The 12932-nt window shown below is 24.7% G+C and carries 7 protein-coding genes; 5 read left to right on the forward strand and 2 right to left on the reverse strand.

Features of this window, described 5'->3' with window-relative positions; all coding sequences use genetic code 4:
• Window positions 1-73 precede the first annotated feature (73 nt).
• Entirely contained in the window at window positions 74-2635 is a 2562-nt protein-coding gene (locus tag HTZ87_RS00305) for a DNA topoisomerase IV subunit A (RefSeq protein WP_174892591.1), read from the reverse strand.
• Between the two features lie 208 nt (window positions 2636-2843).
• On the opposite strand from HTZ87_RS00305, the gene HTZ87_RS00310 reads away from it, so the two are divergent.
• The 3 genes from HTZ87_RS00310 (at window position 2844) to HTZ87_RS00320 (ending at window position 8204) form a co-directional block, all read left to right on the forward strand.
• The gene (locus tag HTZ87_RS00310; RefSeq protein ID WP_174892592.1) at window positions 2844-4439 is read left to right on the forward strand and encodes a hypothetical protein; all 1596 of its coding nucleotides are present in this window, start codon (window positions 2844-2846) and stop codon (window positions 4437-4439) included.
• 343 nt (window positions 4440-4782) lie between these two features.
• Window positions 4783-6303, forward strand: a complete 1521-nt coding sequence (locus tag HTZ87_RS00315; protein WP_174892593.1) for a hypothetical protein — start codon at window positions 4783-4785, stop codon at window positions 6301-6303.
• Between the two features lie 107 nt (window positions 6304-6410).
• Window positions 6411-8204, forward strand: a complete 1794-nt coding sequence (locus HTZ87_RS00320) for a restriction endonuclease subunit S (RefSeq protein WP_174892594.1) — start codon at window positions 6411-6413, stop codon at window positions 8202-8204.
• Between the two features lie 498 nt (window positions 8205-8702).
• On the opposite strand, the gene HTZ87_RS00325 is transcribed toward HTZ87_RS00320, so the two are convergent.
• Window positions 8703-9680 (reverse strand): ORF6N domain-containing protein, encoded by a 978-nt coding sequence (locus HTZ87_RS00325; RefSeq protein ID WP_217481414.1) that lies wholly within the window; start codon window positions 9678-9680, stop codon window positions 8703-8705.
• Window positions 9681-10087: 407 nt separating this feature from the next.
• On the opposite strand from HTZ87_RS00325, the gene HTZ87_RS00330 reads away from it, so the two are divergent.
• Together HTZ87_RS00330 and dnaX are read left to right on the forward strand one after the other, a co-directional pair.
• The gene (locus tag HTZ87_RS00330) at window positions 10088-10630 is read left to right on the forward strand and encodes a restriction endonuclease subunit S (RefSeq protein WP_174892595.1); all 543 of its coding nucleotides are present in this window, start codon (window positions 10088-10090) and stop codon (window positions 10628-10630) included.
• A 387-nt stretch (window positions 10631-11017) separates the two neighbouring features.
• The gene (dnaX, locus tag HTZ87_RS00335; RefSeq protein ID WP_174892596.1) at window positions 11018-12901 is read left to right on the forward strand and encodes a DNA polymerase III subunit gamma/tau; all 1884 of its coding nucleotides are present in this window, start codon (window positions 11018-11020) and stop codon (window positions 12899-12901) included.
• Window positions 12902-12932 lie beyond the last annotated feature (31 nt).

The following is a 12932-nucleotide window of genomic DNA, read 5'->3' on the forward strand; positions in this document are numbered from 1 at the left end:
CAGAAAATTTCAACCCTTTAAATGTATATAAAAAGATAAAAAATTAAATTTTTCATTTTTTTAATTTTTTATCTTATTTTTTGTTTATGAGTTTTTCAACTCTACTTAATAAATCTGTAAGATTCTTTTCGCTTTGACTAATATTTTTTTCTATCTTTTCAACCTTATTATCGACGGCTTTAAGACTCTCATTACTAAAATCAGAATAACTTTTTAAATCATAATCACAGTTTTTACGTTTGTATATACCTACATTATAGTTATCTGTGTTAATGATTTGCTGCTTGTTAGATGTTTTGTAAGGTGTTAAATCGTCTAAATAAGTTCTATTATCATTAGTTTTGACTATTATCTTCTTATCATTATTTAAAATATTTAAATCAATAATATTTCCAAATGATTTGATGTCTATTATTTTTTTACCTTTGTTAGATTTTGAAATTTGTGGAATTTGACTTGAGTTCATTTTCACTATTTTTGCATCTTTAGAGATAAAAATTAAAGTATCTTCTTCATTATTAAGTGTAAAGTTTGCAACTTTATCATCTAAAGATAAATAAACACCTTTAACACCTTTAGCTTTAACACCTTGAACGCTAATATTTAGTTCAGAATATGAAGATACTAGTCCTTTTTCGGTAATAATTGTAATATTATTTTGATCATTACTTAAGTAAGAATTTACTAATAAATCATTATTTAAAAGGTTAATTGCAGTGTACATTTTGTTTAATTTTTTAACCTCAAAATCACCTAATTTTGTTCTCTTAAAGTACCCATTTTTAGTACCTAAAACAACATTAAGTTTACTATTTCAATCTTTTATTTCAAAGACATTAATAACTTCTTCAGTAGGTCCAAGATTTACAATATCTCTTAATGAAGTTCCATAATCTTTTCATTTATTTTCATTAAGTTTATATATTGGGACTATGGCATAATTACCATAATTTGTGAAAATTAATAAGTTATGCATTGTATTTGCTTTTTCGTAATACATTAAATTATCATCTTCTTTTAAATAGTAAGTGCTAATATTATTTGATTCGTATGTTTTTTCAGAAAATCTTTTAATATATCCTAATTTAGAAACACCTAAATAAACATCTTCCTCTTTTATTAAATCAATTTGATTATAAGAAACATCAAATTCATTTTTTTCGATTTTAGTTTTTCTAGGAGTACCGAATTCTTTTTTGATTAAAAGCAAGTTTTCAACTATAAATTCATTAAATTTATCTTCATTGTTTAATAACAATTGAATTCTTTTAATTTCTTTTTCTAATTCATTTTTCTCGTTTAGATAAGCAACTTTATCAGTTTTACTTAAACGATAAAGTTTAAGTTCAGCTATCGCAGTTGCTTGTAAGTTTGTGAAACCAAAATGTTTAATTAAGTTTTCAATAACACCTGCTTTTGAACCTTCAGAATTTCTAATAACTTTAATAACTTGGTCAGGGATTTCAGCTACTTTAATAAACCCTAAAACAATTTCATGTCTAAGTTGACTTTTTTCTAAATCATAGGTAAGTGTTTTTGTTTTGATATCTTTAACATGAGTTATATACCCATTTAAAAGTTGTTTAAGGTTAAGGGTTTTAGGTTGGTCATTATCAATAGCTGTGTTGTTGTATGAATAACTAATTCTTAAATCAGTTTTAGTAAATAAGTATGATAATACACTATCTATGTTTACATCTTTATCAAGTGTAATTAAAATATTAATTCCGTTACGATCCGAACGATCTTTGATATCGATTACACCATCAATATCACCATTTGAAATTATTAAATCAATTTTATAAACTAATTCAGATTTATTTATTCCAAATGGAATTTCGTTAATTTCTATAAATTGATTATTTTTTTCTGAATATGTTTTGTAATTACAGTATAAATAAATTCTTTCATTTTTGTTTTGTCCGTATTCAAAGGCTTCAACAATTCCGGCAGTTCCTTTAATAACTCCGCCAGTTGGGAAATCTGGTCCTTTAATGTATGCCATTAATATTTTTGTGCTTATTTGTGGGTTTTTAATAAGTTCAATTGTTGCATCTATAATTTCTGATAAGTTGTGTGGTGGCATTTCTGTAGCCATACCTATAGCAATACCCTTTGTACCATTTACTAATAATGTTGGGAAAATAGAAGGTAAAATACTTGGTTCAGTTTCACTATCATCAAAGTTAGGAACAAAAGCAACGGTATTTTTCTTTAAGTCATTTAATATGTATCTTGCTACTTTTGAAAGTCTAACTTCAGTATAACGCATAGCAGCAGCAGGGTCATTATCCATTGAACCAATATTACCGTGCATATCTAGTAAAGGAATGTTAGATTTTCATCACTGGCTTAAGTTAACCATAGCTTCATAAACCGAACTATCACCATGTGGGTGATATTTACCAATTACATCACCAACTATTCTAGCTGACTTTTTATAAGGTTTATCTGCGTCTAAACCTAAAACGAACATAGAGTATAAAATTCTACGTTGTACGGGTTTTAGACCGTCTTTTACATCAGGAATAGCTCTATCTTGGATAACATATTTAGAGTACCTTTTAAACCTATCCGACATTATTTTATCTAATGATTCGTTAATTATATTTTCTACAATTTGTTTATTTTTCATATTACCCCTTATTATTTCTAATTATATTATATTAGTTTATTTGATTTTACTAAAATAAGTGTTTTTTAAGTTCTTTTTTAGTTTTTAGGCTTGTATATTTTGTATTTCGATTTTTGATAAATAAAAATATATTTATAATTTGTAAAGCAAAAATGAAAGCTAAATTAATTTTTAAATTAAAAATATAACTTTACAAAAAGGAAATATTATGAAAAAAGTTAAAAAAATTTTTATTTTGGGTGCAAACATAATGTCGATAGGACTAGCACCTTTATTAATTTCTTGTTCAAGTGATAAAACTAATCAAAATGTTTTTAAAAACAAGAGAACAACTGAAGAAAATCAAAAAAGCAGTACAAGCAATAACGAAAAAATAAAAGAAGAATCTAATGAATTAATTAATAAAATTAATGAGAGTTCTAATTCTGTAAACGAGGAAACTAAAAGCAACTCTAACCAAGAAATACATAATAATAATGACTTAAGTGATAATGCCTCAAATACACAAGATGAAAATGAACAAACTACGGGTTCTAATCAAAATGAATCTAATCATGAAGTTAAGAAGGAAACAAAACCAGATTCGGAACCTAATCCGTTTGATAATGAAAACTTAACTTCAAATGTTATTAAGTTTTCAAATTCAAACAGTGATTTAAATATTGAGTTGAAAAATCCATTATTTTATGTCGATTTAAGCCAAGAAAATATTTTAAATTCATTTAGAAACTACGCAATTCAAAAAGATGAAGAGTTCAAAAATATTAAATCTTTTGAGGCTGAATCAAAAAATAAAAGAACACAAAACTATAATGAAACTAATGATTTTAGTGATTTTACTATTTCATATAACAAAGATTCTAATGAGTTAGATTTAACTTTTGATAACTCTATTTCTGCAAGTGAAATAAGAGTTATGATTAAATCAACAAATTATTTAATGCCTTATTCTAAAATTTTTACTTCTAAAAGAAAAGAAGCTAACAAGTTTGTGTTTGACTTAAACGAACTTCCAAAACATATAAATAACTTTATTATTACTTCTTATGCTTCTACAAATAATGCTTATTCATTGAGTAATAATCCAAAATACGAATTTGCAAAAGAGTTCAAATTTAATAGTTTGAATTTAGATAAGTTTAATGCTTTTAGAAAAAATGACCAGCTTTATGGTTCTATTAAATTTAATATTGATGAAACAAATAAAGATTATTTATATCAAAAGACCTTTGCGTTGACTTTTTCACCTGTTCTAAACAATCAAAATGATGTATTCAAAAGACAAATGTTATTTCCGCCAAGAGTAATTTATGTTAAAAATTATCAATTAGATAAATTTGAATTAAACAAATTGTTCAAACATGTTGAATACAAGTTAGATAAAATTGAAATTTTAGAAGGCGACTCTAAAATAAAAACTGATATTAATGTTAATTTAGAAAATGCAGTAAATAATATTTTTGTGGATAATTTAGCTCTAAAAGATTATGATGATAATTACTTTTTAAGTAGAAATCAACTTATAGCTAAAAACCAAGTTGATTACACTTATAAAGATAATTCTGAGTTATCTCAATTGGTTGATTCGCAGTTAGACACATATTTTAACTTTACATTTGAAAATAACTTTAATAAGTATGATTTTAATTATGAAAAACAAAATCTTAATATTTTAAAGGATGGAGAAAGATATAAACTAATTCCATTTTTAGGTAAAGATTATGTACGTAATAATTACTTTAAACTATCCGAAAATAATACTATAGCGACTCTGGGAAAAAGATTTATCTCTATATGAATTTAAAGATACTGACTTAAGCAAAATAATAGTTACCTTTGCTTTTGAATTTGATCCATATCAAACTAACCCAAGACATTTTGGTGAAGTACAAAAAGCTAGATCTATTTTAAAAATTTCTTATCCATTATTAGAAATATTAAATAGTAATAAAATTAGCAATCCACATTTAGATATTACTTACATTGGTGAAAATACACAAGTTTCAAAAAATGTTTTAAACTACATACATAATAATTATGATTTTTCAATCGATATATCTAAAAAAGATAATGAAAACAAACTAAATGACGTTATTTTAAAACTTAAAATAACTTCAAAAGAATTAAAAAATAATTTTAAACCTAAAATGTATGAAGTTGCTTCACAGCATAATAACGATTATCAAGAATCGGCTTTTATAGGTAACAGTTATATGTTTATTCATCGTTTTCAAAAAGTAAATGAGAATATATCAGAGTATATTAGTTATCGTTCATCAAAAGTTGATCAACTCTCAGAAAATAAGCTAACAAAGGCTAATTTAGATAATGCTTATTACCCTAATATTGATTATCGACTAAAGAGTGCTGATCCACTAACATTTGCAAAAAGATTAACTAAAGAAGATGAGACAAATGGAATTAAAAATGTTAGATCTAGATCTTTTGCTATTGATAGTTACAATGGTGGAAGTTGAAGTGTTATTGGTAGAAGTAATAAAAAAGACTATAGATTTTATGTTTTAACTAATTCACATGTTACAGCACCGATTATCGTTGGTGAAACAAATAATTTTATTAAAAACTTATTTGAAAGCCCTTGAGCTAAAGAACCTAAAGTAGATAGTATTTTAGTGCCTACTTTAATTGGTAAAAATGATATGGAAAGTAATAATAAAAAACCATATTATGAGTTTAATAAAATTTATGGTGTAGATGATAAAAACAATGTTAATAGATTATGATTTACTAATTTAAAATTTAGTTCTAATGATTATATTTCAGCTAATAACATTGAAAATCTATATCTTTTCAATAAAAACAAAGAAGAAGCAAGATCTATTAATGAAGTTATTGGGAGAATAAAAATTCCATTAGAAGATCAAATTAGTTTTAAAGTTATTAAAGATTTTAGAATTAAAGATGAAAAAGTTAACGGCAAGTCAATAAATGAAAACTTACGTTATTTACATGGTAAACAACTAGATAATGAAGGTAATTCATTACTCGAAAGAGATAAAAATAATAATATGGACTTAAGTATAGCCGAAATTGACTTTAGTTTCTTTTTCAAGAATTTTAAAGATCAAAAAGGTCAACAGAACTATACTTTTAATGGATATACACTTAAAAATAGTGAAAAAGCAGTTGTAGATTTTATTCTTAACTTAGAAGATTTAAAACCTTTAAAGATTAGTGATGAAGTATATCATTATAATGATTATTCATCACTAAATTGATATGTTGGATCATTCCCAATTGAAAAATCTACTAATAAAGATGCTTTAAATTATATTAGACGTTATAGAGAGTATTTAATCACAAATATATCAGAATTAACATCATATAGAGCCCCAATTACATTTGGTAATTATTTCGCTAGAATATTCAATATAAACCAAAAAGCAGTTGATTTATCAGGTGGTTCATCTGGTACATCTGTATTTGATAGTTCTGGAAACTTGGTTGGTATAATAAATTCAGGTTCAGGAGTAGTTTCTGATCCTGAAAACGGATATATTGCATTTTTAGTTTTTGATGATCAAAAGATCTCATTCTTCGGAGATACTAGAAATTTAAATAATCCTAATTCTTTTATTTCGGAAACTAAAAAATTAGCATATTTATATCCTGGATTTTACGATGATATTTACAAAGAGGAAAATTAAGCTATCAATTAATTGATAGTTTTTTTCATAAAAATTTGTGCTGGTAGTGTCAGTTTAATAATGTGGTAAAATATTTATAAATTTAAGACATTTAACGGAGAAATAACATGAGTAAAAATAATGATTTAAAGCCTGAAATTAGATTTAAGGAATTTACAAACGCTTGAGTACTAAAACGTATCAATGAAATTGGTTACAAATTTAGTGGATTAACTGGCTTAACTAAAGATAATTTCGTGGGTGGAAAATCAATTTATATTTCGTATCTAGATGTCTATAAAAATAATATTATTGACTTTTTACCTGATAATTATGTAAATATTCATAATCATCAAAATAAAATTAAAATAGGTGATATTTTAGTACCTACTTCATCAGAAACAATTAATGAATCTGGAATGGCTTCTGTTTTTAATTTTGAAACTTCAGAAAATGTTTACTTAAATAGTTTTTGTTTCGGAGTAAGACCGTACGATGTTGAAAGTATTGTTCCTAACTTTTTAGGATTTTTAATGAGATCTAAAAACATCAGAAAAGAAATAATAAAATTATCTCAAGGTATTTCTAGATACAATCTTAATGTTAATAATTTTTTGAGTCTACAAATAAATATTCCAAATGATAAAAATGAAATGAAAAAAATCGCTTCTTTAATTGACGAAATTAGGCAATCAATTACACTTCTTCAGCGTAAGTTAAAGAAACTTGAAAATATTAAAGAGTTTTTATTGAATAAAATGTTTGTGAGCGGTCAAGCTAATTTTCCGGAAATTAGATTTAAGGAATTTACAAACGCTTGAGTACTTAAGCCTGTCGATGAAATTGCTACCGTAAAAACAGGCTCAAGTAATACAGATGATGCTACTCATAATGGTATATATCCGTTCTTTATTAGATCGGAAGACGTTAAAAAAAGTAATAAATACATTTTCGATAAAGAAGCAGTTATTACTATTGGTGATGGAAAAATAGGAAGTGTTTTTCACTACGTAAATGGTAAGTTCGATCTCCACCAAAGATGTTATGGTATATTTGATTTTAATTATGTAAGTGGTAAATATTTTTATTGATACTTTTCAAGTCATTTTTTAGAAAGAGCACTATCTCAATCAGCAAAAAATACAGTTGATTCAGTTAGAATGGAAATGATTACAAAAATGGATATTCAGTATCCAAATGTTGAAAAAGAACAAAATAAAATTACATTATTTTTTGATAATATTGACTCATCAATTACACTTCTTCAGCGTAAGTTAAAAAAATTAGAAGAAATGAAGGATTTTCTCCTTAAAAAAATGTTTGAAATCGGTCAAGAAAAAATTCCTGCAATTAGATTTAAAGAATTTAATAATACTTGATCTAAAAAACAGGTTGGAGACATTCTTTACGAAAATAATGTTAAAGGTTTCAAAACTTTAGAAGTACTAACTGCAACTAAATACGATGGAATGCAACCTAGAAAGAATTTAAACCTAACAATATCATTTAACATTGATAATATTGTTAACTTTAATAAAGTAGATATTAATGATTTTGTGTTACACTTATCAACATTCCAAAATGGTCTAGCGTTTTCTGAATATGTTGGTGTTACTAGTCCGGCGTATAAGGTTTTAAAGATTAAAAATGATAATGAAGATTATGCAAAATATTTTGAAATAGTATTTAAGTCTAAAAACTTTATTAATAAATTAATTCCAATAACTTATGGATTAAGAATGGGTAAAACAATATTATTTAAAGATTTACAAAACATTGAAGTAATAAAACCTGAAAAAAGAGAACAGGAAAAGATACATTTATTAATGAAAAATTTACTTTCGTCAATAAAACTTCTTGAAAGCAAGAAAGAAAAACTAGAAAATATTAAATCGACTTTATTAAACAAAATGTTTGTTTAATTTATAAATATTGAAATGTGCTAATTTTCCTATCTTATAGGGATATTGGTACATTTTATTTTAAATTAATTTACAATACCCATTTAGAGTTATGAATACTCTATAACACTTTAGATTTTTATTATTTACTAAAAATTTATGTAACTTTACAAAATTAGTGATTATCCTAATGCTAACCTTTATGGTCATATCATTTTTCAAAATCGATAATAACATAGCATTTATGAACTCTGTAAAATAATACGAATTATTACTAAATAATTTAGTTTTTTGAATCGGTTGCATTTTGCAACCGGTTTAGAAATTTTTTTATTGTTTAGTTGAAATCTAAAATCTATTGGGATGTAACAGTTGTTTTATATATTTATATGACGCATAGGTGAATATTAAATTTTTATCAAAAAAAATAATTCTTTTTCCTATATAACAGGCATATTAGTACATTTTTTTAAAATAATTTATAATACTTCTTTAGGGTTATAAACACTCTATAACGCTTTAATTATTTAATCTAACTAATATATCGGCAATAATTTGTTTATCTTCAATTTTATTTATAGCAAAACTTTTATTACCTGCATCTTTAATTGATGCTCCAATATGAAAGCAAATATTTTTATCTAGTATCAAAAATCTATCATGAAATGTATTGATATAGCTTACTGTTAGATTTTTATATTGCTCATTGAATTTATCCGTATCTGTCTTTGTTAGTTTTGTGTTTTTGGATGTATATATTTGTATAGTTACATTACTATGCTTTTTGGATAGTATATCAAGCGTAATTGTATCCACATAGTTATCTATTAAAATTATATTCTTATTAGCTTTTTTAACTATATTCGTAAGCAAACTATAAGCATCATATATTTGTCCGTCAAAAAACATTTTTTGTGATACTTCTTTGTTTTCTGCTATATAATCAAAGACTTTTTCAAATTTTTGCTCATTTTCTAATTGTTTCAACTCTAAATTAGATAATCTTGAAAAAAGTTCTTGATTGTTTACTAAAAATTTACGTAACTCTACAAAAATAGTAATTATCCTAATGCTAACCTTTATGGCTATATCGCTTTTTAAAACCGATGATAACATAGCAATCCCGGACTCTGTAAAACAATACGGATTAGCACTAGAATGTTTTAGTGTTTTAAACCGGTCGCATTTTGCGACCAGTTCAGAAGTTTCTTCATCATTTAGTTGAAATCTAAAATGTGTTGGAAAGCGTTCAATATTTCTTTTGACTTGTTCATTAAGTCTTTTAGTTTCCACTTTATAAAGCATTGCTAAATCTCTATCGATCATTATTTGTTTACCTCTTATCGTGTAAATAAGGTCCTTTATAGCATCGACATTCACTTCTGATAGAGCATTTACTTCATCATGAGATATATCATTATCTATTAATGTAATATTTGATTTTTCATTTATTAAATTATTATTCATTTTATTACCTTTTCTATAATATCTATCCACTCTTTTTATGTATTTTAAAAGTAAAATTATTAAAAAATATTGTATTATCATCTTCTATTATTAATACATTCATAAAAATGGAAAACAAAAAATCATGACTTATTTACTAAAATTCATTCATCGTTAGAAATGTCCAATGTAAACTTGAAAATTCAAAATATTAAATTAAGCTTATTAAAAAAATGTTATCAAACATGTTAAAATTATCTAATTCAGCCATATCAAATGTATATTAGTGAATTTTATTTTTGATAATAATACAATAATTGTTTTATATATTTATTATAAAACATGAGTGAATGCTATTTTTTTACTGTAAAAATTAATTCTGATCGGTCAAACTACATCTTAAGAACAAAAAAATAAAGTAATTTGCAAACGCTTGAGTACTTAACAAAATTGAAGAATTGTATGATGTAGCACGAGAAGGAGGAACACCTAGTACAAGTGTTTCTTCGTATTATTTAAATGGTGATATACCCTTCGTTAAAATAGAAGATACAAAAGATAAATACATAAATAAAGTCGAAACAAATATCACAATTGAAGGTCTTAAAAACTCATCTGCTTGAATAGTTCCAAAAAATAACATAATCTTAACAAACGGTGCAACTGTTGGTAATGTTTCCATAAACAACATTGATGTCTCAACTAAGCAAGGAATAATAGGAATGGTTTTAAAGGAAAATTTAAATCCGGAGTTTGTTTATTACTTATTGAAAACTAATAAAATTTGAGGTGAAATGATGTCTAAATCATCAATCGGGACTTTTAGATATGTTCTTTTGAAGGATTTAAATAAAATATTATTTTCGTTACCTAACGAAAAAGAAAGAGAAAAAATCTCGGCAACATTATCTAATTTAGACTCATCAATTACACTTCTTCAACGTAAGTGTGAAAAACTGGAAAAAATTAAATCTATACTACTAAAGAAAATGCTTATTTAATTGCTAACGACTAATTTAATATATCACTTAAGTCCAAAACTATATACCCCTTCTAATTTTTGTTTTAAAAAATTAATTTTTAATGTAAAATTTTTATATTACACAAAAAGTAAAATAAAACCCGAATGAAAGGATTAAAATATGAGAAAAGTTGTTAGATTAAAAAACAAACTTCGTGCTGAAAAAAGAGCTAAAAAATTATCAAAAGAGCGTGCAAGAGATTTAAGAAGACAAGAAAAATTACAAGCTGCTTAGTCCTTTAAATCAATTTAATAATATTATAGATAAGGTAATTACCTTATTTTTATATTCAATTTTTAGTTAATAAAACATAATAATATATAATTAATATTATTTAAAATAATATATTTTAAATTATGGAGGTATATGAGTTACAAAGCACTTTATAGAAAATATAGACCAACAAAATTTAGTGAAGTTGTAGGTCAAGAATTTGTGGTTGAGACATTAAAAAATATTTTACAGAGTCGTAAAGTAAGTCATGCCTATTTATTTTCAGGACCTAAAGGTACAGGTAAAACTTCAGTAGCAAAAATATTTGCATCAGTATTAAATTGTTCGCATAGTAATGATTTAACACAAGCATGTCAAATGTGTTTAGATAATTCACAAAATAATTTAGACATAATCGAAATGGATGCTGCATCAAACAATGGTGTTGATGCGATTAGAGATCTAAAACAAAAAGTGGAACAAAGTCCAATTAATAGTCCTTTTAAAGTTTATATAATTGATGAGGTTCATATGTTATCAAATACCGCTTTTAATGCGTTATTAAAAACTTTAGAAGAACCGCCCAAGCATGTTATATTTATTTTAGCTACAACTGATCCACAAAAAATTCCTTTAACAATACTTTCTAGAGTTCAAAGATTTAATTTTAGAAGAATGACCGAAAATGATATTGTAAACCATTTACAATTTATTTTAGATAAAGAAGGTGTGGAGTACGAAACTAGTGCTTTAAGAACTATCGCTTCTTTATCAACAGGTGGTATGAGAGATGCTTTATCAATAGCTGACCAATGTAGTTCATTTAACAATAAAACAATTCATGAAAAAGATATTTTTAATAATTATGGAATTATCTCAAATGAAACCGGTATTAAAATAATTAACTTAATTATTCGGAATGAAATTTATGAACTAATTAGTTTCTTAAATGATTTAAATAAATCTGGAGTTAACATTCACCAATTAGTTGTTAGATTATTAAATATAACAAAAGAATGACTTTTAGCATCTCAAAGTGGTAATACTGATTTACTTTCATATTTAAGTGACGTGGAAGTTAAACAATTGAATTTAAATGTTCGTTCTGCATTAAGATTAACAAAGGCCTTTTATGATATTTTTACTAAGATATCTAAAAGTGAAATACCTTTTGAAATCTTACAATTAGGATTAATCAACGCCATCGACTTAGACGAAAAAAATATAATAATTCCACAACAAATAAATGTTGTAAAAACTGAAATTAAACCAAAAGAGGAAATAAAGTCTGAAATTCCACCTAAACCAATATTAAAACAAAAAATTGAACCTATCGCAACAGTTAAAGATGATTCGGATTATTATAACCCTAATATTTTTAAATCAAAAACTAGAATCGAAGAACCTTCAAATGTTGATTCAATTGTTGAAGATTTAGAACAAAAAACAAGAGAAATTATGATTAATACTGAAAAATCTATTAATAAATTAGATGATGATGTTACTGATTATAATGATATGCAAAATAATCTATTAAACAATGGTTCAAACACTTCAGAAAATATGTTTATAGATACTCATCAAATTAATTTAAATCAAGATAATATTGAAGATGAATTAACTAAAATAACTAAGCTTGTGCTTTTAGTTAAAAAACAAAAGATACATTTAAACAAAACAAAAGAATATCAAGCAATAATTAGAGATTATATAGAAAACAAAAATTATAATGAAGAGTTTTTTAATGTTGTTAAACAATTTAAAAATCTTAAGATAATTTTAGCAACACCAAATACAATTGTTTTCTCAACACCATCAGATAAAGTTTCATATCTAAAAAGTAAAAAGACAAGTTATGAATTTCAAACTTTTATAGACTTTATTTTTAAAGATGGTTATAAACATTTATTTTTTATAGATTCCGAAGGTATGGAAAAAGTAAAAGAAATGTTTATGAACGAATATAAATTTAAAATAGATGAACTTAAAGATAATGATGATTTACCAAAATTAACTTTAATTGAGCCGAAAAAATAATAAAAACAAAAGAAGAGGTATATAAAATGAA

The sequence above is a fragment of the Mycoplasma sp. OR1901 genome (assembly GCF_013348745.1).
Classification (GTDB): domain Bacteria; phylum Bacillota_I; class Bacilli_A; order Mycoplasmatales; family Metamycoplasmataceae; genus Mycoplasmopsis.